The following is a 25,008-nucleotide window of genomic DNA, read 5'->3' as shown; positions in this document are numbered from 1 at the left end:
ATGCCGCTCGACCTGCAGACCTGGCTCCGCCCCGTCGACGGCGCCACCGCCCCGGCCGACGGCCACCCCGGCACCGAGGACCCGGCCCCCGCCGCCGAGCTGCTGCTGCCCGGCCCGGCCCGCGGCGACGAACGGCTGCGCGCCCTGGTCGCCGCCGCCGCCCCGTTCGACGAACGGGCCGCCGCCCGACCGGACGGCAGCGCCTTCTTCGCCCCCGACCCGGACGAGGACCGCCGCGCCCGCGGCGCCGCGGTCGACACCTGGCTGCGCCGGGCCGGCGGCCAGCACGGCGGCGCCGCCGTCCTGCTGGAGCACTTCGCCGAGACCGGCCGCCCGCTCGGCGAGGGCCTGCGCGGCGTCGTGCTCGCCGACCCGGCGAGGCTGCCCGGCTGGGCACTGGTGCTGGCCGCCTTCCTGCGGACCCTGCCGGTCGCCCCCGGCCCCGGGACCGCCGGGCCCGGCGCCCTCACCGCCGCCTTCGCCGCGGCCGCCGACGCGCTGCTGCCGCACGGCGACGGCGGCATCCTGGGCGTCCCGGTCACCGAGCGGGCCCGCGCCGACCTGGCCGGCACCCTGGTCGCCCGGCTCACCGAGGCGTGCAACCTCTCGTTCTGCCACGAGCTGCAGGCCGCCACCGGCCGCCCGCGCGCCACCGACTGGGACACCGCCGGCGGCCTGGACACCTCCCAGGAGGGCTGGCTGGCCCGGCTGGAGCGGCTGCCCGCGCTGGCGTACCTGGTCGGCACGGTCTGCCGGCAGTGGCAGCACGTGCAGACCGAGCTGTTCGCCCGGCTCGCCGCCGACCGCTCGCTGCTGGTCGAGCGGATGTGGCAGGGGGAGGACCCGGGCGCGCTGGAGTCGGTCCGCGGCGACGCGGGCGACCGGCACGCCGGTGGGCGCTCGGTGTCGCTGCTGCACTTCGCCGGCGGCCGGGCCGTGGTCTACAAGCCGAAGGACATGCGGCACGCCACCGCCTACCTGGACCTGGTCCGCCGGCTCAACGCCGAGCTGTCGCTGGACCTCCCGGTGCGCACGGTGCTGGTCCGCAGCGACCGCGGCGACGACGGCCACGCCGCCTCGCTGGCCGCCGACTGCGACAGCGACTACGGCTGGGAGGAGCTCGTCCCGCACCGTCCGGTGGCCGACCGCGGCGGCTTCGCCCGGTTCTACCGCCGGCTCGGCATGACCGTCCGGCTGGTGCAGCTGCTGGAGGGCCGCGACCTGTGGGCCGACAACCTGCTCGCGGACGGCGAGCACCCGGCGCTGATCGACCTGGAGTGCCTGCTCTACCCGCGGGTGCAGACGCCGCCCGCGATCAGCCCCGAGCACCACGGCCTGCTGGACGACCTGGAGTCCACCGTGGTGCGGACCGCGATGGCGTTCCAGCCCTGGACCCCGGCCAAGCAGAAGCACGCCCTGGACATCGGCTGCCTGTCCCGGATCGGCGGCCTGGAGGTCGCCCCCGGGGTGCCCGCCCTGCCGCTGCCGCCCTACCGCCCGGTGCTGCGCACCGAAGACGGAGCCACCGAGGCCGCCGACCCGTGGGAGTACACCGACGAGGTCGTCGAGGGCTACCGCGAGATGCACCGGGCGCTGTACCGACTGCGCGAGGAACTCGCCTCTCCCGAGGGCCCGTTGGCGGCATTCCGGGGGATCTGGGTGCGCTACATCTGGCGCCACACCTGGGACGGCTACAAGATCCTCTCGGCCTCCACCAGCCCGCTCGCGCTGGACAGCGGCGCGACCCGCGAGACGGTGATCGCCGGCGCGCTGCAGGGCGCCACCACCGCCCTGGCCGGCGACGGCGACCGCGGTGACCTGCTGGAGGTGGTGCTCGCCGAACTCGACTCCTTCCGGCTGCTGGACATCCCCTTCTTCCGCTCGCTCACCTCCTCCTCCTCGGTCTTCACCGCCGACGGCCGGGAGATCCCCGGCCACTTCCGCGGCACCGGCTGGCAGCGCCTGCAGCAGCGGGTCGCCGAGCTCGACGACTTCGACCTGGACGCGCACCTGGCCGTCCTCAGCGGCTGCGTGGACGCGGCCCGCGGCGGCACCGAGCGCCCCGCCCCCGCCGCCGCCCGCACCGCCCGGGCCACCGTGCCGACCGGCGCGGACCTGCTCGGCCACGCGGTGCGGATCGGCGACCGGATCCTCGCCCACCGGCGCGGCAGCGGCTGGCTCGGCCAGAGCTGGTACCCCGGCACCGGCCTGCGCCAGGTCGAGGTGCTCAGCGCCGACCTGGTCACCGGCACCCCCGGCCTGGCCGTGCTGTTCGCCGAACTCTGGGCCGCCACCGGCGAACCCCGGTTCCACCGCGCCGCCCACCGCACCCTGACCGCCGCCGCCCGGCTGATCGACCCGGCCGCCCCGCGGGCCTTCGCCTTCGCCGCCGACACCCGGCTGGCCGGCGGCACGCCCGTCCCCGGCGGCTTCGCCGGCCCCGGCTCGCTCATCCACGCCCTCGCCCGGGCCGGCAGCCTGCTCGGCTCGCCCGAACTCCTCGCCTCCGCCCAGGCGCTGGTGCCCGGCGCGCTCGGCGTGGCGGCCGCCGCACCGGCCCGCCCGGGCCGCCCGGTGCGCACCCCGCACCCGGACACCCCGCTCGGCAGCGCCGGCCTGCTGCTCAACCTGCTCCGGCTGCGCCGGGCCACCGGCCCCGGCCACGCCCCCACCGAGGAGGGCATCCGGACGCTGGCCGCCGCCGCCCTCGACCACCTGGTCGCCGACCGGGGCGCCGACGGCGAGAACGAGGCCGACAACGGCTTCCTCGACCTCGTCCCGTCCGGCGCCGACTCGGTCGCCGCCGCCCTGGCCCGGACCGTCGCCGAGGCACCCGCCCTGCTGGCCAGCGCCGACGCCGTCCGGGAGCGGCTGCGCGGCCACCGCTTCGCCACCGCCACCCGGGCCGGGCGGCTCGCCTGCCTGGACACCGCCGTCGCGCTCGGCGCCGGCATCGTCGACCCCGCCGAACTCGGCGCGCTCACCCCGCCGGTGGGAGCCCGGCAGATCACCGGCCGGAGCACCAGGGACTTGGTCGCCACCGCCGGCGAGGCGCTCACCGCCGCCGAGGCCGGGCTGCTGCACACCCTGCCCGAAGCCTCCGACTCGGCCCTGCCCGGCCCGTTCTACGACGGCCGGGAGGCCGCCGCCCTGCTGGTCGGCGAGCTGATCGCCCGCCACGACGCCACCGGCGGCTGGTACTCCGACCGGGCCGCGGACGACCGGATCAACCTCGGCGCGCTGGACGGCTCGGCCGCCGTCGGCCTGCTGCTGCTGCGCCTGCTGGACCCCGCCACCGCCCCGCTCGCCACCCTGCGCTGACCGCCGCACCAGAACCCGAGGGACCGCCATGTCCGACAAACCCACGATCGGCTTCAAGCGTCACTACACCCCGTACGTCGTCGACGGCGAGGCCGTCTACCTGGTCTCCGAGCGCGGTGTCTCGGTGGTCGACGGCAAGCTCGCCCAGGCCCTCGCCCCGCTGCTGGACGGCACCCGCACCGCCGAGCAGATCGGCCAGGCCCTGCACGGCACCGTCCCCGCCGACAAGGTGGCCACCGCCGTCGACCGGCTGCAGGCCGGCGGCTACCTGGCCCCCTCCGGCCGGGCCGAGGACCGGGCCGGCGCCGCGTACTTCGAGATGGCCGGCCTGGACGGCGACGCCGCGGCCGGGGCGCTGCGCACCGCCCGCGCCCGGGTCGAGGTCTACGGCGACCTGGACCCGCGGCCCTTCCTCGCCGCGCTCGCCGCCGCCGGCGTCACCGCCGACCCGGACGCCGAGTTCACCGTCGCCCTCACCGAGGACTACCTGCACCCCGGCCTCGCCGAACGCGACCGGCAGGCCCGGGAGAGCGGCCGCCCCTGGCTGCTGGCCCGCCCGGTCGGCTCGATCCTCTGGGTCGGCCCGGTCTTCGTCCCCGGTCCGGCCGGCGACACCGCCGCCACCGGCTGCTGGCACTGCCTCTCGCACCGCCTGTCCGCCAACCGGCAGTCGCTCAGCTACCTGCAGCACCGGCTCGGCCAGGACGAGCCGATCTCCACCGCCGGCGCCCACCTGGCACCCACCCTCGGCACCGGCGTGCAGCTCGCCGCGCTGGAGGCCGCCAAGTGGCTGGCCGGGGTCCGGCCGGCCGAGCCGGTGGTGCTCACCCTCGACACCGTCCTGCTGGAGACCGAGCGCCACCGTCTGGTGCGCCGCCCGCAGTGCGGCGCCTGCGGCGACGAGGGCATCATGGCGGAGCGCCAGCTGGCCCCGGTGCGGTTCGAGAGCCGCCCCAAGGTGTTCACCGCCGACGGCGGTCACCGCTCCGCCTCGCCGGAGGACATGCTGGAGCGCTACCGCCCCCAGCTCTCCCCGGTCACCGGCGTGGTGACCTCGCTGGTGCCCGCCGCCCGCACCCCCACCGGACTGCGGGTGTACGTCTCCGGGCAGAACCTGTCCCGGCAGAGCGGCGACCTGCGCCAGCTGCGCACCGGCCTGCGCTCGGTCAGCTGCGGCAAGGGCCGCACCGACGTCCAGGCCCGGGCCAGCGCGCTCGGCGAGGCGATGGAGCGCTACTCCGGGGTCTTCCAGGGCGACGAGGCCCGGCGCCGGGCCACCATCGCCGAGCTGGGCGACGCCGCGATCCACCCCGCCACCAGCCTGCTCTACAGCGAGCGCCAGTTCGCCGAGCGGGGCCGTTGGAACGCCAGCCCGTCGATGTTCAACACCGTCCCCGAGCGGTTCCGCGAGGGCGACCGGATCGACTGGTCGCCGGCCTGGTCGCTCACCCAGCAGCGCACCCGCTGGCTGCCCACCATGTCCCTCTACTACGGCTACCGGCACCGGGACGGCTTCTTCGCGGCCGGCGACTCCAACGGCTGCGCGGCCGGCACCTCCTTCGAGGACGCGACCCTCCAGGGCTTCCTGGAGCTGGTCGAGCGGGACGCCGTCGCCCTCTGGTGGTACAACCGGGTCCAGCGGCCCGCGATCGACCTGGACGCCTTCGGCGACCCGTACATCGACCAGCTCCGCGAGGTCTACCGGGGGCTGCGCCGGGAGATCTGGGCGCTCGACCTCACCACCGACTTCGGCATCCCGGTGGTCGGGGCGTTCTCCCGCCGGACCGACAAGCCCACCGAGGACGTGCTGATCGCCTTCGGCGCGCACCTCGACCCGCACATCGCGCTCACCCGGGCGCTCACCGAGATGAACCAGTTCCTCGGCCCGGTCGCGGGCGACGCCGAGGGCCGGGTCAGCTACGCGGGCGCCGACCCGGAGCAGAAGCGGTGGTGGACCACCGCCACCGTGGCCAACCAGCCCTACCTGCTGCCCGACCCGGCCGCCCGCCCGGCCGGCCCGGCCCGCTGGGCGAAGCTGGCCGGCGACGACCTCGCCGAGGACGTGGCCCTCGCCCAGCGCCTGGTGGAGGAGCGGGGGATGGAGTTCCTGGTGCTCGACCAGACCCGCCCCGACATCGGCCTGCCGGTGGCGAAGGTGATCGTCCCCGGGATGCGGCACTTCTGGGCCCGCTTCGCGCCCGGCCGGCTGTACGACGTGCCGCTGGCCCTCGGCTGGCTCGACGCGCCGACGCCGGAGGAGGAGCTCAACCCCGTCCCGATCTTCATCTGACCACGCGCCGGGCCGCCGCCCCGCCGGCGGCGGCCCGCCCAGCCCGGAAAGAGGTACCCGATGACCGTGACCGAACAGCTGCCTCCCGACCTCGCCACCGAGGGCGGGGCCCCGCGCACGCTGCTGCGGCTGCGCCCCGAGGTGGTCGTCACCGCGCAGGGTGACGACCTGGAGCTCAGCCACCCCTGGGGCCGCCAGCGGGTGCACGCGCTCGGCGCCGAGACCGTCCAGCGGCTTGCCGCGCTCACCCACAGCCATCTCGACGTCGACGAACTCGCGGGCAGCGGACGTTTGTTCCACCTGCTGCAGCGATTCCCCTACCTGGTCACCACCACCCTCGCCGACCCGCTCGGCGAGCCGCTGGCGAGCGCGGTGCCGATCGCCCGCTCGGCCGGCCTGCCCGGGGTGGTCCGGCCGCCCGCCAGCGTGGTGCTGTCCCGCTTCGCGTATCTGCGCCGGCTGCCGGAGGAGCACGCCGGGGCCTGCGTGCTGGAGTCCCCGACGGCGCCGTTCCGGCTGACCCTGCACCAGCCGGCGGCGGGCGCGTTCGTGGCCGCGGTGACCGCCTCCCGTTCGGTGGCCGAGGCCGCGCTGCTGGCCGGGATCGGGCCGGCCGCCGGGCAGGCGCTGGCCGGGCTGCTGGCGGGCGCCGGGTTCCTGGACGACGGCGCGACCGGCGAGCCGCCGCTCTGGGACTTCCACGACCTGCTGTTCCACGCCCGCAGCCGGCCCGGCCGGCACGACTACCCGAGCGGCGGCGTCTTCGCCCACCCGGAGGTCGAGCAGCTGCCCGCGATCCCCGGCACCGGCGCCCGCGAGGACGGCACCGGCATCGACCTGCCCGTCCCCGACTGGGACGCGGTGCTGGCCCGCGACCCGGCGCTCAGCGAGGTGCTGGAGGGCCGCCGCTCGGTCCGCTCGTACGCGGAGACCCCGGTCACCCTGGACCAGTTGGGCGAACTGCTGTACCGGGTGGCCCGGGTCCGCCGGATCATCCCGGGCGACCCGTCCGACCCGCACGGCTACGACATCGTCGACCGTCCCTACCCGGCCGGCGGGGCGACCGGCGAACTGGAGGTCTACCTGTCGGTGGTGCGCTGCGACGGCCTGGTGCCGGGCGTCTACCGCTACGACGCGGCGGCCCACCGGCTGCGGCCGCGCCCGTTCGCCGGCCCGGGCGACGAGGCCGCGTTCCGCGAGCTGATGACGGCGGCCTGGCGGGCGACCGGCTGCACGGTGGACCCGCAGGTCCTGCTGACCGTCACCTCCCGGTTCGGCCGGCTGTCCTGGAAGTACAGCCAGATCGCGTACGCGCTGACGCTCAAGCACGTCGGCGTGGTCTACCAGACGCTGTACCTGGTGGCGACCGCGATGGGGCTGGCGCCGTGCGGGCTCGGCTCGGGCGACACCGACGCGGCGGCGCGCGCGCTCGGTCTGGACTGGACGGCGGAGTCCTCGGTCGGCGAGTTCCTGATCGGCAGCCGCCCGGCCGACGTGCCGCGCACCGCGCACCGGTTCACCGACATGGTGGCCCAGGCCAGGGAGGGCTGACCCGGCCGGAGCCGTCGGGACCGACGGTGACGCAGTGGGACGTGACGCGCCGGACCCGGCGTGCCGCGGACATGCCGGTGCCCCGCCGTGGAGTGGCGGGGCACCGGCATGTCCGGGTGGGTCCGGGTGGGTCCGGGTGGGTCCGGGCGGGACCCCTCAGAGCCAGCCGCGTTCGCGGGCGATCCGGATCGCGTCGCAGCGGTTGCGGCTGCGGGTCTTGGCGATCGCCGCCGAGACGTAGTTGCGGACCGTCCCGGGGGAGAGCGACAGCGCCGCCGCGACCTCGTTGATGGTGGCGCCGTCGGCCACGTGGCCGAGCACCGTGAGTTCGCGCGGGGTGAGCGGCACCCCGCCCGTCCGGACCACGTCCACCACCAGCCGCGGGTCGTACACCCGTCCGCCCCGGGCCAGTTCGCGGACCGCGGCGATCAGGGCGGCCGGCGGTACGTCCTTGAGCAGGACCCCGGCGACCCCGTCGGCGACCGCCCGTTGCAGGTCGGCGGTCCGCGGCTGGGCGGTGAGCAGGAGGACCGCGGTGCCCGGGGCCCGCTCGCGGATCATCGCGGCGGTGGCCGGACCGCCGGGCCCGGGCATGTCCGGGTCGAGGACGGCGACGGCCGGCCTGGTCCTGGCGGCCTCGGCGGCGGCCTCCTCGGCGGTCGGGGACTCGGCGACCACGGCGAGGTCGGCCTCCCGGTCGAGCAGGGCGCCGAGCCCGGAGCGGAACAGCTGGTGTCCGTCGGCGAGCAGCACGCTCACCGTGGCGGTCCCGCGGTCCGCGGCCGTGGCCTGGTGGTACAGGGGTTGGTCCAGGAGGGTGGTCATCCGGCTACCTCGGTGGCGTTGAAGTGTCGGGCGAGCGGGTGGGCCGGCGGGCCCGGTCGGATCAGCCCCAGCCCCAGGTGTCCTGCGGGCCGGTGGGCAGCGGGGAGGGGGTGGCGGTGGCGGCGGGCTGGTTGCCCGGCGTGACGGGCTGGCCGGCGGAGGCGGGCGTGCCCCCGGTGGCGCCGTCGGCGGTGAGGACGGTGGCGTGCGCCTGGCTCGGTCCCGCCAGGGTGACGGTGGCGGCGGTGCCGGTCAGGACGCTGAAACCCAGGGCGACAATCGTGATGAAACGGACCTTCTGCGACATGGGGGTGCCCGATCCTCTCGCGTTCGGCTACGTCCCGGGCTGCTTCCGGGACGCGGTGGTCTGCGGCGGCGGGGGCGGATGGTCGGTTCCGGGCCCCCTGCGAGGGGCTGCTGTCCCGGTGTCCGGTCCGTCGTTCCTGCCGACACCATGAGAGTGGCGGTCGACCGGTGTCCGTGTCAGCACCTGGAGCTGGCACCAGAGTGCCGTGACACCCTGAGGCCAGCTCCGGCCACCACGGCCGGACGCGCGAGGGGGCCGCTCCGACTGTCCTGACCTGCGCGGACGGCGGTCAGGGGTGACTGGGCAGCTCGTGCAGGCCCAGGGCGAGCCGGGAGTCGGCCTCGCAGTGCAGAAGGTGCCAGCCGCTGAGCGGCCCGTCCGGGTCGGTGAGTTCGCCCCAGGCGGTGCGCAGTCCGTCCTCGGCCTCCAGCAGGGTGCCGGCGGCGACGAACACCATCGCGTCCACGGCCCCGGGCGTGACCAGGATCCGTGCGTGGCTGAGCCGGGCCGGCCCGCGGAGCCCCCGCTCCAGTCCGTCCCGTACGGCGGGCGCCCCCGGCGGTCCGGGCAGCGGCCTGTCGCCCGGCGTCTCCAGGTGGACGCGAATCGCATACACAACTGCAAGACTGACGGATCGTCCGCTGTTCGTACGGCCGCGGGTGGTGTCAGGTCGCCGCCTGGCAGCAAGATGCCGCCCGCGGGGCGCCGCCGGGCGGGTGCGCCGGCGGGCCGGGAGGCGGCGCGGGTGTGCCGGGGGATGCCGGGCGGTGCCGCAGGGGCGCCGGGGGCGGCGGTGCGCGGGCGTCGCCCCGCTGTCAGGTCCTCTTCACAGTTCGTCCATCGGACCGCCGCGATTGTCCGCAAGACTGTTCTATGTTCGCTGATGTGACGATACGCTGACCGCCAGTCAGATCGACCGGTAGCATTCCGGTCACGGGGAGGGTGTGATGTGTCCCGCACTTCTGGTGGCGGACTGTTGAGCGGGCCCCAGCCGATCGGCCTCGACCCGTTCGGCGAAGCGGTGTACCGGACCATGCTCCTGCACCCCGAGCTGGACACCCAGGGCATCGCCGACCGGCTGGAGGCACCGGAGCCCGAGGTGCGGGCCGCGCTCGACCACCTCGCCGACCTGGCCCTCACCAGACCCACCGGGGCCGAGGACCGCTGGCGCGCGGTCAACCCCGAGCTCGGCCTGGCCACCCTGCTGGCCCGCCAGGAGGCCGAGGCGGCCCGGCGCCAGCAGGAGATCGAACGCAGCCGGGCCGCGATGGCCGGGCTGATCGCCGAGTACGCCAGCGTGCACGCGCCCGCCAATCAGTCGGGCATCGAGCTGATCGCCAGCCTGGGCGACGTCCGCGACCGGCTGGTCCAGCTCGCCTCCGACGCCGCCGTCGAGGTGCTCTCGCTGGCCCCCGGCGGCCCGCAGCCGCCGCAGGTGATGGAGGCCAGCCGGGCCCTGGACCAGGAGACCCTGGAGCGCGGCGTCCGGATGCGCACCGTCTACCAGGACAGCGTCCGCAACGACCCCGCCACCGTGCAGTACGCCCGCTGGCTGCACGGCCTCGGCGGCGCGGTGCGCACCCTGCCCACCCTCCCGCTGCGGATGATCCTGGTCGACAACGCCACCGCCATCGTGCCGATCGACCCGGAGGACCCGCGCAAGGGCGCCGTGCTGCTGCACAGCCCCGGCGTGATCGCCGCCCTGCGCGCCCTGTTCGAGCAGCTCTGGGACCAGGCCCGCCCGCTCGGGGAGCCCGTCCAGCGCGGCCCGCACGGGCTCACCGCCCAGGAGCGCGAGCTGCTGCGGCTGCTGGCCGAGGGCCTCACCGACGAGCGGGCCGGGCAGCGGCTCGGGGTCTCGCTGCGCACCATCCGCCGGATGATGGCCGACCTGATGGTCCGGATGGACGCGCGCAGCCGCTTCCAGGCCGGCATCCAGGTCGCCGCGCTCGGCTGGCTCGGCGAGACCACCCCGCGCTGACGCCGGACCCCCGCCCGACCGGACCCCCGCCCGACCGTCCCCGCGCCGGCCCGGCGTCCCGCGCCCGGCCGGGTACCCGGCCACCCGCGGCCCGGGTCACTCGAACAGCGCCTGCTGGACGGCCGTCGGCCCGCCCGCCCGGCCCGGTCCCTGCGGCCGGGTCAGCGGAACCCGCCGCATCGACCCCGGGCAGAGCACCAGCCGGCGGGACTCCTGCTTGTGGTCGACGACGGCGCCCAGCCCGATCGCCTCGACCGGTGCCACGGCGATCGGACGGCCGCACACCGGGCAGGGAACGCGGGGAAGTCTCATACCGCCATGGTGCGGGAGCCCACTGACAGAGGCGCGCAGTCGTCGCCCGGGCCCTCGCCGCCCGGCGGCTCCCGCCCGCGACGTCAGGACCCTTCCGGCTCCCCGGCCGCGCCGTCCAGGCAGTGCACCTCGACCCGTTGCACCAGGTTGACGGCGAACCCGCCCCGGTTCCACGGCTGGTCGAGCGGCTGGGTGTGCCCCTGCCCGTCGGTGGCCCGGGCGCTCAGCACGTGCCGGCCGGGGGCGGCCGTCCAGCGGTGCCGCCACCGGCGCCAGGCCCACGGGTGAGCGGCGTCCGGCGGGTCGAGCTCCGCGTCCTGCCAGCCGGCGCCCCCGTCCGTGCTGACCTCCACCCGCGCCACCGGGGCGTGGCCGGACCACGCCCGGCCCTCCAGCCGCACCTCGCCGGGCCGCACCACCCGGACCCTGGACATGAAGTCGGGGAAGCCCGGCGGCAGCAGCAGGGCGCGCGGCGCGATCCGGGTGACCGGTTCGCCGGGCTCCTCCGGCGACTGCCGGAGCCGGTAGGCGGTCGTCTGCTGGAACCCGGTGAACGGGCGGTCGGCCAGCGTGATGTCGCGCAGCCACTTCACGTGCGCCATCCCGTACCAGCCGGGCACCACCAGCCGCAGCGGGTGGCCGTGCTGCGGCGGCAGCGGCGCGCCGTTCATCGCGTACGCGACCAGCACCCCGGGATCGTCCCCGGCGGCCACGGCCAGCGGGAGGCCGCGCCGGTAGTCCTGCTCGACGCCGCGCTCGACACCGTGGTCGGCTCCGGTGAAGACCGCCTCCACCGCCGCCGGCCGGACGCCCGCCTCGGCCAGCAGCGCCCGCAGCGGCACCCCGGTCCACTCCGCGGTGCCCACCGCCTCGACCAGCCAGGGCTGGCTCACCGGGCGCGGGGACAGCAGGGCCCGCCCGTTGCCGGCGCACTCCATGGTGACCCGCCGGGTGACCGCGGGCCGGGCCCGCAGGGCGTCCAGGTCCAGCGTGAGCGGTTCGCGGACCTCGCCGCGGACGGTCAGCCGCCAGGTGTCCGGGTCCGCGGCCGGGATGTCGTAGTGGGTCAGCACGTAGTGCAGCCCGGGCGGGGTGACGTCGTAGCGCAGCGCCTCCAGCGGCAGCCCGTGGTTGCGGGCCGCGAGCGCGAGTTCCTCGACGGTGACGCCCTCCTCCGGCCCGGCCACCCGGGCGGGTGCGCTCACCTCGCCGAGCCGTGCCGCCATGCTTCCATTCTCGTCCCGCGGGCCGAACGGCGCCCGGGGAATCGCGGCGAAACGCGGACGATATCGGCCCTTGGCATCTTCTGGTGGTGAGCGGGCACCCAGGGGGCCCGCGCTGCGGTGCGCGCGCCGCTTGCAGCGTGCGGCCACGTACCCGAGAGAGGTCGTGCCGGATGGCATCTTCCCAGCTCAAGACCGGTTCGAGAGCCGACGCCACGGCGGCGGGCGGCTTCCGTGCGGTGGCTCCCGTACTCGCGCTCTGCTGGCTGTCGGTCTTCTTCGACGGCATGGACGTCAACATCTACGGCGCCGTGATGCCGTACATGCTCAAGGACCACGGCCTCGGCCTCACCACGGGCGTGGCCGGCACCATCGGCAGCTGGACCACCTTCGGGATGCTGATCGGCGCCCTCGTCGCGGGCAGCGTCACGGACTGGCTCGGGCGCCGCCCGCTGCTCACCGTCAGTGTGCTGCTGTTCTCCACCGGCTCGGCGGTCTGCGCGCTGGCGAACGGCGTGACCATGTTCGGGGCCGGCCGGTTCCTGGCCGGTCTCGGCCTCGGCGGGCTGATGCCGCTCTGCCTGGCGATGGTGATGGAGTTCGCGCCGAAGGGGAAGGTCGCGCTGGCCACCGGCGTACTGATGACCTCGTACCACTCGGGCGGGATGGCGGCCACCGGCCTGGGTCTGTCGATCGCGCCCTCGCACGGCTGGCGCTGGGTGTTCGCGGCGGGGGCCGCCCCGGCGCTGGTGGCGGTGCCGCTGCTGCTGCGCTTCCTGCCCGAGTCGCCGGCGGCGCTGCTGGCGGGCGGCCGGCGGGCCGCGGCGGACGCGGTGGCCGACCGGTACGGGCTGGCCCGCCCGGTGGCGCCGGAGGAGCGGGCGACGGGTGCCAGGGGCCGCTGGGAGTCGATCCTCGCGCTCTTCGGCCCGGGGTTCCGCTGGGCCACGCCGCTGCTGTGGGCGGCCTCCTTCTGCGGGCTGCTGCTGGTCTACGGGGTCAGCACCTGGCTTCCGCAGCTGATGCGGGCCTCGGGCTACGGCCTGACCGACTCGGTGACCTTCCTGCTGGTGGTCAACGCGGGCGGGATCGTCGGGATGCTCTTCGCGGGCCGGATCGCCGACCGCTTCGGCCCGGCCAGGATCTCCGGCCTGTTCTTCGCCTTCACCGCGGTCGGGGTGCTGCTGCTCAACTCGCACCTGCCGCTGGCCGCCACCTATGTGATGGTCGGCGTCACCGGTGTCTGGCTGTTCAGCGCCCAGACGATGGTCTACGCCGCCGCCAACGCGATCTACAGCTCGGACAAGCGGGCCACCGGCCTCGGCTGGGTCACCGGTGTCGGCCGGTTCGGCGCGGTGGTCGGGCCCTCGCTGGCTGGCAGCCTGGTCGCGGGGGGCCGGCAGGACCTCGGCTTCACCGCCTTCGCGGTGGCCGGTGTGCTCGGGGCCGTGCTGGTGACCCTGGCCCAGTTCGCCGCGCGGATCGGGGCGCGCCGTCCGGTGGTCGCGGCGGCGGTCTGACCTGCCGCCGGGCCCGCGCGGCCCGTGGGCCCGTCCGGCGCAGCCCGTTCCACGCAGCCCGTCCGCCCGGCCGGGCGGACGGCCGGGCGGACGGGGCCGGGGCGGCGGCGCCGGTGGTGACGTTCCGTCGGCCGGCCGGCACGTTCGGCGACGGCGGGCGGGTTCGGCCGGGCCGCCGCGGGGGAGAGGTCCGGTGGCAGACCCACTCCACCACCACCGGAGGAAAACCCTCATGACGGTCGATCACCGCCTCGTCGGCACCGGGCCGAACCGGGTCGTCGTCCTGCACGACTGGTTCGGCACCGCCGCGGGCTGGGGCCCGTTCCTGGAGTACCTGGACGGCTCCGCCTTCACCTACGCCTTCCTCGACTACCGGGGGTACGGCGAGCGGGCGGACGTGGCCGGCGACTACACCCTGGCGGAGATCGCCGGGGACGTGCTGGCGCTGGCCGACCAGCTCGGCTGGGAGCGGTTCTCGCTGGTCGGGCACTCGATGGGCGGCAAGGCGGCGCAGCGGGTGCTGGCCGAGGCGCCGCACCGGGTGCGCAAGCTGGCCGGCGTCGCGCCCGTGCCGGCCTCCGCGTACCCGCTGGAGGGCGACGCGTACGACCTGTTCCACGGGGCCGCCGAGCGGCCGGCCAACCGGCGGGCGATCCTCGACCTGGTCACGGGCAACCGGGCGGGCGGGGTCTGGCTGGACCGGATGACCGCGCAGTCCCTGGCGGTCAGCCGCAAGGAGGCCTTCGCCGCCTACCTGGACGACTGGACCACGCTGGACTTCGCCGCCAAGGTGGCCGGCAGCCGGCTGCCCGTGAAGGTCTTCGTGGGGGAGCACGACGTGGCGCTGAGCGAGCCCGTGATGCGGGCCACCTGGCTGGCCCACTACCCGGACGCCGAGCTGGAGACGCTGGCGGGCTCCGGTCACTACCCGATGTACGAGGTGCCGGTCGCGTTCGCGGCCGCGCTGGAGGGCTTCCTGGCCGGCTGACGCGTGGGGGCGGGCGGCGCGGGCCCGGGGGCGTGCTGGCCGGGGCGCCCGCGCAGACGAAGGCCCGCGCACACGTACGCCCGCCCCCTCCCCTCCACCCGGCGTTCGGGAGAGGGGAGGGGCGCGGACGTGGACGCGGGCGCGGGCGCTCCGGGCCGAGGTCAGGCCGGGTCGGACGGGCCGGTCGTCCGGACCCGGCGGGCGAGCCGGACCGCCCCGGCCACCGCCAGGGCCGTGCCGAGCGGGGCCGCACAGGCTCCCGCGTACTCCAGCAAGGGGCGCAGACGCGCCGGCGGGTCGAAGGCGGCGACCGTGATGAGGGGCATCAGCCAGGGCAGTGTCCCGAGCCCGACGCCCACGGCCCGGAGCAGGTCGGTCCGGCGGCCGGACAGCCGGCTCAGCAGGACCGGCGCCGTCACCGTGCCGAGCCAGATCGGCAGCAGGCCCAGCACGGTCAGCGGCATCTGCTGGGCCGCGTACCGACCGGCCGCGATCATGGGGACGGCGACGGCGAGCGCGAGTCCGGCCATCTCCCACCGGCCCCGCTGCGAGACGTCCACCAGTCCGGCCGGTGCGAGCAGCACCACCGTGCCGACCAGGGCCGTGCCGGCCATCTGCCCCGCCATGTACGGGTACAGCCCGCCCAGGCTCAGCACGCCGGCACCGAGCAGGGCGGCCGCCACCCCCACGATCCGGGCGGCCCGCCAACGGCCGGTCACGGCGATCCCGAGGGCGAGCAGCCACGGCACGGTGAGGGCCACCTGGAAGACCGCGGTCAGCACGGCGTAGCCGAGGCCGAGGTTCGGGTAGGGGTACCGGATCCGGTGGACCAGCTCGCGCAGCTCGGGCAGCAGGACGACCAGGGCGCAGCCGGCCGCGAGCGCGAGCGCGACCGGTGCCGCACCGGCCAGGACGCGACCGGCCGGGTCGGTGGGGCCGATCCGCAGCCGCAGCCGCAGGGCATGGGTGGCGAGGTCGCGGTACTCCCGGAGCACCGCACGCCGTGGCCGGCCCTCGGTGGCCTCGGCGAAGGTGCTGCAGATGTCGTCGCCGTGCGCGGAGCGGTACCGGGCGGGGTAGAGGCCGATCAGCAGACGGCCCGGCCGCGGGGCGCCGGGGCCGGTCGTGACGTCGTTCATGAGGTCGCTGTTCATGAGGTCGCTCCCGTCGGCCGCGGTCGCAGGGCGCCCAGCCGGCGTTCGGCCTCGGCGGCGGCGGCCCTGAGGCGCCTGGCCTCCTGCGCCAGCACGTCCTGCCCCTGGCCGGTCAGGGCGAAGGTGCGGCGCAGCCGTCCGCTGACCACCTCCTCGCTCTCGATCCGCACCAGGCCCTGCTGGCGCAGCCGGTCCAGGGCGGTGTAGAGCGTGCCGGTGCTGAGGCGGCTGTGGCCGCCCGAGATGGCCAGCACCTCTTGGATGATCGCGTAGCCGTGCCGGGGGGCGTCGGCCAGGGCGGTGAGCACGAGCCGGGTCGGCTCCTGTAATTGACGGTCGGTCATGCGAGGAGCTTAGAGCGACGATCGCCATATGTCGATGGCCGGACGGTTGGTGAGGCCGGCCGGTCGCTGCGGCCGGAGTGCGCCGGTCGCGCCGGATCCCGGGCGGTGGCCGGCGGCAGTCCCCGCTGTGCGACGCTGTCCCGCATGGAGAACGTGACGGTTCGTGGACTGGCCCTGCCCGCGCTGCTGACCTCCCTGCTCGGCCGGGGCCGGTGGCGGCATCCGGGTGAGGCCACGCTCGCCGAGGTCGTGCCGTGGTTCGAGAGCCCGCTCAGCTTCCTGCCCGGTGCGGTGGCGATGGAGCGGGAGTCCCGTTCGATGGACATGTTCGCCGACGACCCGTCCTACGACTTCTTCCGGGAGGCGCGCGGCAGCGCCCGCGCGACGCCGGTGGAACTGCCCTGGCTGGACGTGGAGCAGGCGGTCCTCATCGCGGTGAACCGCATCCCCGGGGACGACGTCGCGCTGGCGCTGGACTACCGCACCGACCCGGCGGACCCCCGTGTCGTGGGCAGCGACTTCTGGACGGACCCGCGGCTGTGCAGTTGGCGCACGGTGTCACCCGCCTTCTCCGCCTTCGCCGTCGACCTGGGCCTCCTGGCCCCGGACGAGGCCCGCCGCTGACTGCGGATCGCACGAGCCGGGCCGGCCGCGCCAGCTCGCCCGTCCGCGCGCACCCCCGCCCCGGGCACGACCGGGTGGGGTGCCGGCCCTGCACCGACGAAGCGCTACGCGGGGCGGGGGCTGCTGTACCAGCGCCAGCCGGTCCGGCGGGCGCGGCCGGGCAGGTCGGCCCGGCCGGTGGCCCAGAGCAGGGCGGGCCAGGGGTCGACGTCCCCGGGGACGTCGGGGAACAACCGGGCCAGGGCCCGGGCGCAGAGCCCGGCGGGCGGGGCCCAGGCCAGGCCGAGGCCCTCCGCCAGGTCGTGGGTGTGCACCAGGGTCTCCACGACGCCCATCGCGGCGAAGCCCTCCGGGTCCGCGATCCCGTAGCTGTGGTAGGCGCGGACCTCGGCCGGCGCGGTGCGCACCATGGCGACCAGCAGCGCGCCGCAGGCCTCCAGGACCTGCAGAACGCCCTCGGGCCCGGCCGCCCGGTCGGTGTGCACGGCGTTCGCGGGGCCGGCGGGGCTGCGGCGCTCCCAGACGAAGGGCACTTCGCCGGTCAGCGGCGGCTGCCGGGGGCCCAGTTGGACGGCGTACGCGAAGAGGTCGTCGGCGAGGTGCTCGGCGGTCTCCCAGCAGTCCCAGGTGAGGGACCCGGCCGGGGCGTCCCAGTCGCCGGCCGCGGGCGCCCCGCGAAGGACGCCCACGGCGAGCTGTACGGCGCGGTCCACGTCGTCCGCGGTGACGGGGGACCGGGGGGATTCGGGTGCGCTGGCACCGGAGGCGGCACTGGACATGGCCCGACCGTACCGCGCGGACGGGCCGTCAGGGGGTTCCCGGCGGGGTGGTCAGCGGCGCCGGTCCGGGGCGGCGGCGCCGGCCACCAGGTCGGCCCCGATGATCCGGGCCGCCCGGCGGACCTGTTTGCGCAGATCGGCCAGCGCGGTCGCGGTCTCCTCGGGGAAGGACCGCGCGGCCATCGCGGGCAGGGCGTCGGGCAGGTCCCGCAGGGCGGCCCGCAGCACGCCGGCCAGCCGTTCCAGGTCCCCGAGGGCCAGCCGGCTCTCCTCCTGGTCCACGCCGGGCGCCTCGGCCGGGGCGGCCGGCGCCTCCTGCTCCCACTGCAGCGCGGCCGCCGGCGCGTAGCCGAGTTCGGTCCGGGCCGCGGTCAGCGCCTTGGCCGTCGGCCGTCCGCCGCCGGCCATCGCCTTCTCCACCACCTCCCGCACCTGTTCGGGCCCGCGTTCGCGCAGCACCGGGACGAGCACCCGGGCCTGGGACTCGCGGAGCACGATGTTGCCAAAAGCCGGATTTGGCAACAGCGCGGCCTGCACCGGGATCATCTCCAGCAGGCGGTGGGCGTAGGACCGCGACAGGTTCCAGCGCTCGGTCAGGTACTCCTCCCAGGTGCTGTGGCTGGCCCGGTAGAGCCGCCGGTCGTGGATCTCCCACAGGGCGGGGCCGGCGTCCGCCGCGAAGCGGGTGTGCGCCGCCTGCTTGTCCGCCTCGAACTGGGCCTCCGCCTGCCGGATCGCGTCGACGCCCTGTTCCTGCGCGGCGGCGACCCGGGCCTCCAGTTCGGCCAGCGTGCAGCCGGCCAGCGAGCCGGCCGGTGAGCCCGCCGGGCCCGGGGACGCTACGCCGGCCGGACCCGCCCCGGGCTGCCGCCGCCCGGGCCGGTTGCCGATCATCAGGGTCTCGGGGCCGGCCAGCTTGGCGGCGCTGTCGGGGCGCTGGAGCCGGGGACGCTCGGTCATGCGGCGACCTCCATGAGCTTCCTGACCTGCACGGCCAGCTTGTCGAAGTCCTCCGCGACCTCCCGGGCGGGGGCCGTGCGGAGCGAGCGGAGCGGGGCGACCGAGTCGGCGGCGGCCTTGACCACCGCGCGCTCCCGGATGTGCGGCGACCAGACCAGTCCGGGGAAGCACTCGTCGAGCCCGGCGATCTGGAAGTCGTGCACGCCGAGTCCGGAGCGGACCCGGGAGGGCACCACCCCGGCCACCCGCAGCCGGGGGTTGTTGAGGTCGTCGGCGTGGTCCCGGACGAAGTTCAGCACCCGCACCGCGCCCTCAATCCCGTCGAACTCGGGCTCGGCGACGATCAGCACCACATCGGCGGCGACCATCGCCAGCTGGGTCAGGTGGCCCAGCGACGGCGGGCAGTCGAGCAGCGTGACCCGCCGGTCGTCGCAGCCGGCCAACGCCCGCTTGAGCCGCTTCACCGCGCCGACCGTGCCGGCCTCGGAGATCCGGTTCTCCAGCTCGAACCTGGCCGGCAGCACCCTGATCCGCTCGCTGTACACGCCGCCCCAGCCGCAGGGCACGTAGGCGTCCCGGGCGGCGCCCAGCGCGTCGCGCTTGATCGCCTCGCTGATGGTCATCTGGTCGGCGGCCGGGCGGGCCGCCAGCCGCCGCGAGGCGTTCCCCTGCGGGTCCACATCGGCGACGTCCACCAGCTCACCCGCCTCGGCCAGCGCGGCGGCCAGATTCACCACCATCGCCGACTTCCCGGACCCGCCCTTGTTCTGACATACCGCGATCCGCATCCGTGGCCTCCTCCGCTCCACTCCGGCCACCGAGGGGGGCCGTGCTCGCAGAGTAGTCATCTCATCGCCCTGTGCTACCGACGTTCGCCCGTCCGGGCCGAGGAACACCCGGACGGCGGCGCCGCAGCCCGGACCGGAGCCCGGACCGGAGCCCGGGCAGCGGGCCGGCGGCTGCGGGGTGAGGGGTGGTCGGTGACCGGCTGCGGGGTGGGGGTGGTCGGTGACGGGCTGCGGTCGGTGCGGCCAGGGTCGGCGCGGGCGGCGGGTGGCCACGAGGATCCCGGTGCCCACCGGGAGGTCGGTCGGCACCAGTCCGTCGTCGGCGGCCGGCGTGGCGCGGACGCCGGCGATCGCGCGGAGGTGCTCCGGCAGTGCGTAGCGCGGGAAGGAGTGCTCGGCGGCGTGCCCGACGGCGGCCTCCACGGGCGCGGGCAGGGGCGGGGTGGACATGCGGCGGCTCCCGGGCCGGCAGGGGTGCACAAGACGTGTATCGCGTCGGGTCGGTGAAGGACGGTCAGGCCGGCCGAGCGCCCGGCACTCCTCTTCGGCGGGGCCGGCGGCCCGGGGGAGCCGCTCCCGGAGGGCCCGCGGTGCGGCCGCACGCAGGGGCACCGGCGGAATCCCCGTCGCCCGTCACCGGTGTCCCGTGAAACCCTGCCGGGCATGGATCCGCAGCCCACCGCCCCGCAGCCCGCTACCCCGCAGCCCACCGGCCAGGCACCCCTCGACCGGGCCCCGGTCGACCAGGCACCGCTCGACCGGGCCCCCGTCGAGCAGGCCCGGCGCCTCGTCCGGGAGCGGTTCCCGGACGCGCTCGCGGCGGTCCTGGCCGGGAGCACCGCCCGGGGCCGCGCCACCCCCGGCAGCGACCTGGACATCGCCGTGCTGGTCCCCGACGGCGCCGGCACCTTTCGCGAGACGCTCCGCTTCGAGGGCCGGCCGGTGGAACTCTTCGTCCACACCCGGGCGGGGCTCGCCGAACTCTTCGCGGCGGACGTCGCCACCCGGCGCGCCGTCCTCCAGGACATGTACCTGGACGGCCTCGTGCTGACCGACCCGGCGGGCGAGGCCGCCCGGGCCCGGGCACTGGCCGGGGCGGACCTCCGGCAGGGGCCGCCGCCGCTGCCGCCGGAGGCGGTCGAGACCCAGCGGTACGGGCTGACCGACGCCCTGGACGACCTGGCGGACGCCGGTGACCCGTTCGAGCGGCTGGCCGTCGGGGCCGTGGTGCTCGCAGGTGCCGCCGATCTGCTGCTGGACCACCACCGGGCGTGGACCGGCGGCGGCAAGTGGCTGCCGCGACGGCTGCTGGCGGCGGACCCGGGGCGCGGCCGCGCGCTGCTCGAAGGGCATCGGCGGCTGTGCGTCTCGGGGGAGCACGCGGCACTCGCGGCCGCGGCCTCGGAGGTCCTCGGCCTGGTCGGCGGCCCGCTCCGGGAGGGGTACCGCAGGACCTGGCGGGGCGTCATCGAGTCGGTCGCGGTGCAGGCCGGTCGCTGACCGGTCGTCGTGAGGCCGACGCTCATGACGCGGGCGGTCCTGAGACAGGCGGTCCTGAAGCAGGCGGTCCTAGGGCAGGCGTTGGGGGAGCAGGCGGTCGGGAAGCGGGCCGTCAGGTGGCAGGCCGTCGTGCGGCCGCGCCCGGTGGCGGCCGGGCCGCCGCCCCGGCCGCCGCGGGGAACGACACGCCCGGGCCGGAAGCCGGTTCGCCGGCCCTCCCGGGGGCGCCGGCCGCCGCCGCGCCGGCCGCCCGGGGCGGCCCGCGCACCCGCCCCGCACCCGCCCCGGCCCCGCCGGAACCCCTAGGCCGACCCCTAGGCCGACCCCTGTCTTGAGCGCCCCCGGAGACACTTTCCGCAGCCCAGAGTGCATGGAGGCTAACGTCACACCGATTGGCCCTGCAGCCCGGAGCCGCCGGACCTTAATCTTCCCTCATGACGGTCCCGCCCGAAGGGCTCCCTCTGGCCGCCGAGTTCCCGGACGCAACCCGCGAGCAATGGCAGCTCCTCGTCGAAGGCGTCCTGCGCAAGTCAGGCGCGCAGAACGTCGAAGGCGCACAGGCCGAGGACGCCCTCACCACCGAGCTTCAGGACGGGCTTCGCGCCCGCCCGCTGTACACCGCCGACGACACGGCGGCCGATCCCGGGCATCCGGGCTTCCCGCCGTTCGTGCGTGGCGGCCGGGCCCAGGGCTCGGTCCTCTCCGGTTGGGACGTGCGGCAGCGCCACGCCCACCCGGACGCCCGGCGGTCGAACGAGGCGGTGCTCGCGGACCTGGAGAACGGCGTGACCAGCATCTGGCTGGCCGTCGGCGCCGGCGGGGTGCCGGTCGACTCCCTGGACGAGGTCCTGACGGGCGTCTACCTGGACCTGGCGTCCGTCGTGCTCGACCCCGGCGCCGACTTCGTCGCCGCCGCCGGGCAGTTGCTCGCCCTGTACGCCCGGCGCGAGGTGCCGCCCCAGGAGGCCCGGGGCAACCTCGGCGCCGACCCGCTGGGCCTGCTGGCCCGCACCGGCCGCGACGAGGACACCGACCGCCACCTCGCCGACGCGGTGGCGCTGGCCGTCGACTGCGTGCGCGACCACCCGGGCCTGCGGGCGCTGACCGTGGACGCCCTCGGCCTGCACGACGCCGGAGCCTCGGACGCCCAGGAGCTCGGCGCCTCGCTGGCCACCGGCGTCGCCTACCTGCGGGAGCTGACCGCGGCGGGGCTGACCGTCGACCAGGCCTGCGGCCAGCTGGAGTTCCGCTACGCGGCCACCGCCGACCAGTTCCTCACCATCGCCAAGTTCCGCGCCGCGCGCAGGCTCTGGGCCCGGGTGGCCCAGGTGGCCGGCGCCGCGCCGGAGGCCGCCGCGCAGCGCCAGCACGCCGTCACCTCCGGCGTGATGATGACCGAGCGCGACCCCTGGGTGAACATGCTCCGCACCACGGTGGCCTGCCTGGCCGCCGGCGTCGGCGGCGCCGACGCGGTGAGCGTGCTCCCGTTCGACGACGCCCTCGGCCTGCCGGACGCCTTCGCCCGCCGGATCGCCCGCAACACCCAGTCGATCCTGCTGGAGGAGTCCCACCTGGCCCGGGTCATCGACCCGGCCGGCGGCTCCTGGTACGTCGAGCAGCTCACCGACGAGCTGGCCCGGGCCGCCTGGGCCTGGTTCCAGGAGATCGAGCGGGCCGGCGGCCAGCGCGCCGCCCTGCGCTCCGGGCTGATCCGCGAGACCGTCGCCGCCACCTGGGCCGAGCGCTCGGCCGGCCTCGCGCACCGGCGCGAGCCCATCACCGGCGTCAGCGAGTTCCCCAACCTCGGCGAGCAGCCGGTGGTCCGCGAGCGGGCCGCGGACCGCGGCCCGGCGCCGGCCGGCGGCCTGCCGAAGGTCCGGCGCGCGGAGGCCTTCGAGGCACTGCGCACCCGCTCCGACGAGCAGCTGGCCACGGCCGGCGCGCGCCCGTCCGTCTTCCTGGCCGCGATCGGTCCCGCGGCCGTGCACACCGGCCGGTCCTCCTTCGCCGCCAACCTCTTCCAGGCCGGCGGAATCGAGACGGTGACCGGCGAGGGCGACGGGGCGGCCGCGCTGGCCGAGGCCTTCACCGCCAGCGGCGCGAGCGTGGCCTGCCTCTGCTCCGCCGACAAGCTGTACGCGGAGCACGCCGAGGCCGTCGCGGCGGCACTGAAGGCCGCCGGCGCGCGGCGGGTGCTGCTGGCCGGCAAGCCGGGCGAGCACCGCGAGGCGTACCACAAGGCCGGGGTGGACGGATACGTCTTCGCGGGCTGCGACGCGGTCGCGGTCCTCACCTCGGTCCTCGACGAGATCGGAGCGGCACGGTGATCCCCGACTTCACCGAGATCGGCCTGGACGACGAGGCCGGCACCCCGGGCAGCACCGGCGGGCAGTGGCGGGAGGCCTGGCAGCAGGCCACCGGCAAGGACGTCGACGACCTGGTCTGGGAGACCCCCGAGGGCATCGGCGTCAAGCCGCTGTACACCGGCGAGGACCTGGCGGGCCTGGACTTCCTGGCCACCTACCCGGGCATCGCGCCGTACCTGCGCGGGCCGTACCCCACCATGTACGTCAACCAGCCCTGGACGGTGCGCCAGTACGCCGGCTTCTCCACCGCGGAGGAGTCCAACGCGTTCTACCGCCGCAACCTGGCGGCCGGCCAGAAGGGCCTCTCGGTCGCCTTCGACCTGCCGACCCACCGCGGCTACGACAGCGACCACCCCCGGGTGACCGGCGACGTCGGCATGGCCGGCGTGGCGATCGACTCGATCTACGACATGCGCCAGCTCTTCGACGGCATCCCGCTGGACCGGATGTCGGTGTCGATGACCATGAACGGCGCCGTGCTGCCCGTCCTGGCGCTCTACATCGTGGCCGCCGAGGAGCAGGGGGTGGCGCCCGAGAAGCTCGCGGGCACCATCCAGAACGACATCCTCAAAGAGTTCATGGTCCGCAACACCTACATCTACCCGCCGCAGCCGTCCATGCGGATCATCTCCGACATCTTCGCGTACACCTCGCAGAAGATGCCGCGCTACAACTCCATCTCCATCTCCGGCTACCACATCCAGGAGGCCGGGGCCACGGCCGACCTGGAGCTGGCCTACACGCTGGCCGACGGCGTGGAGTACCTGCGCGCGGGCCTGGCGGCCGGCATGGACGTGGACGCCTTCGCGCCCCGGCTGTCCTTCTTCTGGGCCATCGGCATGAACTTCTTCATGGAGGTCGCCAAGCTCCGCGCGGCCCGCCTGCTCTGGGCCAAGCTGGTGCAGCAGTTCGAGCCGAAGAACCCCAAATCGCTGTCGCTGCGCACCCACTCGCAGACCTCCGGCTGGTCGCTGACCGCCCAGGACGTCTTCAACAACGTGACCCGCACCTGCGTGGAGGCGATGGCCGCCACCCAGGGCCACACCCAGTCGCTGCACACCAACGCCCTCGACGAGGCGCTGGCCCTGCCGACCGACTTCTCGGCCCGGATCGCCCGCAACACCCAGCTGCTGCTGCAGCAGGAGTCCGGCACCTGCCGGGTGATCGACCCCTGGGGCGGATCCGCCTACGTCGAGAAGCTCACAGGCGACCTGGCCCGCCGCGCCTGGGAGCACATCCAGGAGGTCGAGGCGGCCGGCGGCATGGCCAAGGCCATCGACGCCGGCATCCCCAAGCTGCGCGTCGAGGAGGCCGCCGCCCGCACCCAGGCCCGGATCGACTCCGGCCGCCAGCCGGTGATCGGCGTCAACAAGTACCGCGTCGCCACCGACGAGCAGATCGACGTGCTCAAGGTCGACAACTCCTCCGTCCGCACCCAGCAGATCGAGAAGCTGCGCCGGCTGCGCGCCGAGCGCGACGAGGCGGCCTGCCAGGAGGCGCTGCGCGCGCTCACCGCCTCCGCCGAGGCCGGCCCGCAGAGCGGCGGCGGCCTGGAGGGCAACCTGCTGGCCCTCGCGGTGGACGCGGCCCGCGCCAAGGCCACCGTCGGGGAGATCTCCGACGCCCTGGAGGCGGTCTACGGCCGCCACTCCGGCCAGATCCGTACCATCTCCGGTGTGTACCGAGACGAAGCAGGCCCCTCCACGGCGGTCGAGCGCACCCGCGCGCTGGTCGAGGCCTTCGAGGAGGCCGAGGGCCGCCGCCCGCGCATCCTGGTGGCCAAGATGGGCCAGGACGGCCACGACCGCGGCCAGAAGGTGATCGCCACCGCCTTCGCCGACCTCGGCTTCGTGGTCGACGTCGGCCCGCTCTTCCAGACCCCGGAGGAGGTCGCCCGGCAGGCCGTCGAGGCGGACGTGCACATCGTCGGCGTCTCCTCGCTGGCCGCCGGCCACCTCACCCTGGTGCCCGCACTGCGCACCGCGCTGGCCGAGGCCGGCCGCGACGACATCACCATCGTGGTCGGCGGGGTCATCCCGCCGCAGGACTTCGACGCCCTGTACGAGGCCGGCGCCGCCGCCGTCTTCCCGCCGGGCACGGTGATCCCGGACGCGGCGTACGACCTGCTGAAGTCGCTGGCCGCCGAGCTCGGCCACGAGCTGTAGGCCGCTGACG

At 76.0% G+C, this 25,008-nt stretch carries 20 protein-coding genes; 10 read left to right on the top strand and 10 right to left on the bottom strand.

Annotated elements, in window-relative coordinates:
• Genes IE329_RS17675 through IE329_RS17665 form a run of 3 tightly spaced genes read left to right on the top strand, consistent with a single transcriptional unit; the run spans position 1 to position 7,162 of the window.
• On the top strand, positions 1-3,321 hold the full coding sequence (locus IE329_RS17675; RefSeq protein WP_190211855.1) for a DUF4135 domain-containing protein: 3,321 nt from the start codon (positions 1-3) through the stop codon (positions 3,319-3,321).
• A gap of 28 nt (positions 3,322-3,349) precedes the next feature.
• Positions 3,350-5,611: a TOMM precursor leader peptide-binding protein gene (locus IE329_RS17670; RefSeq protein WP_190211854.1), complete on the top strand. Its 2,262-nt coding sequence runs from the start codon at positions 3,350-3,352 to the stop codon at positions 5,609-5,611.
• A 60-nt stretch (positions 5,612-5,671) separates the two neighbouring features.
• Positions 5,672-7,162: a SagB/ThcOx family dehydrogenase gene (locus IE329_RS17665; protein WP_190211853.1), complete on the top strand. Its 1,491-nt coding sequence runs from the start codon at positions 5,672-5,674 to the stop codon at positions 7,160-7,162.
• Between the two features lie 156 nt (positions 7,163-7,318).
• Here IE329_RS17665 and IE329_RS17660 read toward each other — a convergent pair whose 3' ends face one another.
• The 3 genes from IE329_RS17660 to IE329_RS17650 form a co-directional block, all read right to left on the bottom strand.
• Positions 7,319-7,987 (bottom strand): response regulator transcription factor, encoded by a 669-nt coding sequence (locus tag IE329_RS17660; RefSeq protein ID WP_229927529.1) that lies wholly within the window; start codon positions 7,985-7,987, stop codon positions 7,319-7,321.
• 61 nt (positions 7,988-8,048) lie between these two features.
• Complete coding sequence (locus tag IE329_RS17655; RefSeq protein WP_190211852.1) at positions 8,049-8,294, bottom strand: hypothetical protein; 246 nt, start codon at positions 8,292-8,294, stop codon at positions 8,049-8,051.
• Between the two features lie 289 nt (positions 8,295-8,583).
• A complete protein-coding gene (locus IE329_RS17650) occupies positions 8,584-8,910 on the bottom strand; it encodes a hypothetical protein (RefSeq protein WP_190211851.1) in 327 nt (108 codons plus the stop codon).
• 360 nt (positions 8,911-9,270) lie between these two features.
• Between IE329_RS17650 and IE329_RS17645 the strand changes: the two genes are divergently transcribed.
• Complete coding sequence (locus tag IE329_RS17645) at positions 9,271-10,275, top strand: LuxR C-terminal-related transcriptional regulator (protein ID WP_229927528.1); 1,005 nt, start codon at positions 9,271-9,273, stop codon at positions 10,273-10,275.
• A 96-nt stretch (positions 10,276-10,371) separates the two neighbouring features.
• On the opposite strand, the gene IE329_RS17640 is transcribed toward IE329_RS17645, so the two are convergent.
• Positions 10,372-10,587 (bottom strand): hypothetical protein, encoded by a 216-nt coding sequence (locus tag IE329_RS17640; protein ID WP_190211850.1) that lies wholly within the window; start codon positions 10,585-10,587, stop codon positions 10,372-10,374.
• Positions 10,588-10,670: 83 nt separating this feature from the next.
• Entirely contained in the window at positions 10,671-11,813 is a 1,143-nt protein-coding gene (locus IE329_RS17635) for a sulfite oxidase (protein ID WP_190211849.1), read from the bottom strand.
• 170 nt (positions 11,814-11,983) lie between these two features.
• Between IE329_RS17635 and IE329_RS17630 the strand changes: the two genes are divergently transcribed.
• Positions 11,984-13,330: an MFS transporter gene (locus IE329_RS17630; RefSeq protein ID WP_229927527.1), complete on the top strand. Its 1,347-nt coding sequence runs from the start codon at positions 11,984-11,986 to the stop codon at positions 13,328-13,330.
• 232 nt (positions 13,331-13,562) lie between these two features.
• The gene (locus tag IE329_RS17625; RefSeq protein ID WP_190211848.1) at positions 13,563-14,318 is read left to right on the top strand and encodes an alpha/beta fold hydrolase; all 756 of its coding nucleotides are present in this window, start codon (positions 13,563-13,565) and stop codon (positions 14,316-14,318) included.
• Between the two features lie 161 nt (positions 14,319-14,479).
• Here the strand turns inward: IE329_RS17625 and IE329_RS17620 are convergent, their stop codons facing one another.
• Together IE329_RS17620 and IE329_RS17615 are read right to left on the bottom strand one after the other, a co-directional pair.
• A complete protein-coding gene (locus IE329_RS17620; protein WP_190211847.1) occupies positions 14,480-15,472 on the bottom strand; it encodes a hypothetical protein in 993 nt (330 codons plus the stop codon).
• Positions 15,469-15,816 carry a PadR family transcriptional regulator gene (locus IE329_RS17615; protein ID WP_190211846.1) on the bottom strand — a complete coding sequence of 116 codons (348 nt, stop codon included), beginning with the start codon at positions 15,814-15,816 and terminating at the stop codon, positions 15,469-15,471. Before IE329_RS17615 ends, IE329_RS17620 begins: the two co-directional genes overlap by 4 nt.
• 144 nt (positions 15,817-15,960) lie before the next feature.
• Between IE329_RS17615 and IE329_RS17610 the strand changes: the two genes are divergently transcribed.
• Positions 15,961-16,440: a hypothetical protein gene (locus IE329_RS17610; RefSeq protein ID WP_190211912.1), complete on the top strand. Its 480-nt coding sequence runs from the start codon at positions 15,961-15,963 to the stop codon at positions 16,438-16,440.
• A 104-nt stretch (positions 16,441-16,544) separates the two neighbouring features.
• Here the strand turns inward: IE329_RS17610 and IE329_RS17605 are convergent, their stop codons facing one another.
• The 3 genes from IE329_RS17605 to IE329_RS40715 are packed head-to-tail and all read right to left on the bottom strand — an operon-like array spanning position 16,545 to position 19,417.
• Positions 16,545-17,219, bottom strand: a complete 675-nt coding sequence (locus IE329_RS17605; protein WP_190211845.1) for a hypothetical protein — start codon at positions 17,217-17,219, stop codon at positions 16,545-16,547.
• 51 nt (positions 17,220-17,270) lie between these two features.
• A complete protein-coding gene (locus tag IE329_RS17600) occupies positions 17,271-18,179 on the bottom strand; it encodes a hypothetical protein (protein ID WP_190211844.1) in 909 nt (302 codons plus the stop codon).
• Positions 18,176-19,417: a ParA family protein gene (locus IE329_RS40715; protein WP_229927526.1), complete on the bottom strand. Its 1,242-nt coding sequence runs from the start codon at positions 19,415-19,417 to the stop codon at positions 18,176-18,178. Before IE329_RS40715 ends, IE329_RS17600 begins: the two co-directional genes overlap by 4 nt.
• Before the next feature lie 213 nt (positions 19,418-19,630).
• Here IE329_RS40715 and IE329_RS17590 point away from each other — a divergent pair, with 213 nt between their 5' ends.
• The 3 genes from IE329_RS17590 to scpA all read left to right on the top strand — a co-directional run bounded on the left by IE329_RS17590 (position 19,631) and on the right by scpA (position 24,998).
• The gene (locus tag IE329_RS17590; RefSeq protein ID WP_190211843.1) at positions 19,631-20,467 is read left to right on the top strand and encodes a nucleotidyltransferase domain-containing protein; all 837 of its coding nucleotides are present in this window, start codon (positions 19,631-19,633) and stop codon (positions 20,465-20,467) included.
• Between the two features lie 434 nt (positions 20,468-20,901).
• Positions 20,902-22,794, top strand: coding sequence for a methylmalonyl-CoA mutase small subunit (gene mutA, locus IE329_RS17585; RefSeq protein ID WP_190211842.1), 1,893 nt, complete (start codon positions 20,902-20,904; stop codon positions 22,792-22,794).
• Entirely contained in the window at positions 22,794-24,998 is a 2,205-nt protein-coding gene (scpA, locus tag IE329_RS17580) for a methylmalonyl-CoA mutase (RefSeq protein ID WP_190211901.1), read from the top strand. The genes mutA and scpA overlap by 1 nt, the downstream gene beginning before the upstream one ends.
• Positions 24,999-25,008 lie beyond the last annotated feature (10 nt).

The organism is Kitasatospora indigofera, from assembly GCF_014655955.1.
Taxonomy (GTDB): domain Bacteria; phylum Actinomycetota; class Actinomycetes; order Streptomycetales; family Streptomycetaceae; genus Kitasatospora; species Kitasatospora indigofera.
The sequence above is the reverse complement of the archived record's forward strand: the minus strand, read 5'-3'. Positions and strand labels throughout refer to the sequence as shown.

What these genes read in the sequence shown, in the direction of transcription:
- IE329_RS17675 (WP_190211855.1), top strand. Translation starts at nt 1, where the DNA reads ATGCCGCTCGACCTGCAGACCTGGCTCCGCCCCGTCGACGGCGCCACC.
- IE329_RS17670 (WP_190211854.1), top strand. Translation starts at nt 3,350, where the DNA reads ATGTCCGACAAACCCACGATCGGCTTCAAGCGTCACTACACCCCGTAC.
- IE329_RS17665 (WP_190211853.1), top strand. Translation starts at nt 5,672, where the DNA reads ATGACCGTGACCGAACAGCTGCCTCCCGACCTCGCCACCGAGGGCGGG.
- IE329_RS17660 (WP_229927529.1), bottom strand. Translation starts at nt 7,987, where the DNA reads ATGACCACCCTCCTGGACCAACCCCTGTACCACCAGGCCACGGCCGCG.
- IE329_RS17655 (WP_190211852.1), bottom strand. Translation starts at nt 8,294, where the DNA reads ATGTCGCAGAAGGTCCGTTTCATCACGATTGTCGCCCTGGGTTTCAGC.
- IE329_RS17640 (WP_190211850.1), bottom strand. Translation starts at nt 10,587, where the DNA reads ATGAGACTTCCCCGCGTTCCCTGCCCGGTGTGCGGCCGTCCGATCGCC.
- IE329_RS17635 (WP_190211849.1), bottom strand. Translation starts at nt 11,813, where the DNA reads ATGGCGGCACGGCTCGGCGAGGTGAGCGCACCCGCCCGGGTGGCCGGG.
- IE329_RS17630 (WP_229927527.1), top strand. Translation starts at nt 11,984, where the DNA reads ATGGCATCTTCCCAGCTCAAGACCGGTTCGAGAGCCGACGCCACGGCG.
- IE329_RS17625 (WP_190211848.1), top strand. Translation starts at nt 13,563, where the DNA reads ATGACGGTCGATCACCGCCTCGTCGGCACCGGGCCGAACCGGGTCGTC.
- IE329_RS17620 (WP_190211847.1), bottom strand. Translation starts at nt 15,472, where the DNA reads ATGAACAGCGACCTCATGAACGACGTCACGACCGGCCCCGGCGCCCCG.
- IE329_RS17615 (WP_190211846.1), bottom strand. Translation starts at nt 15,816, where the DNA reads ATGACCGACCGTCAATTACAGGAGCCGACCCGGCTCGTGCTCACCGCC.
- IE329_RS17610 (WP_190211912.1), top strand. Translation starts at nt 15,961, where the DNA reads ATGGAGAACGTGACGGTTCGTGGACTGGCCCTGCCCGCGCTGCTGACC.
- IE329_RS17605 (WP_190211845.1), bottom strand. Translation starts at nt 17,219, where the DNA reads ATGTCCAGTGCCGCCTCCGGTGCCAGCGCACCCGAATCCCCCCGGTCC.
- IE329_RS17600 (WP_190211844.1), bottom strand. Translation starts at nt 18,179, where the DNA reads ATGACCGAGCGTCCCCGGCTCCAGCGCCCCGACAGCGCCGCCAAGCTG.
- IE329_RS40715 (WP_229927526.1), bottom strand. Translation starts at nt 19,417, where the DNA reads ATGTCCACCCCGCCCCTGCCCGCGCCCGTGGAGGCCGCCGTCGGGCAC.
- IE329_RS17590 (WP_190211843.1), top strand. Translation starts at nt 19,631, where the DNA reads ATGGATCCGCAGCCCACCGCCCCGCAGCCCGCTACCCCGCAGCCCACC.
- mutA (WP_190211842.1), top strand. Translation starts at nt 20,902, where the DNA reads ATGACGGTCCCGCCCGAAGGGCTCCCTCTGGCCGCCGAGTTCCCGGAC.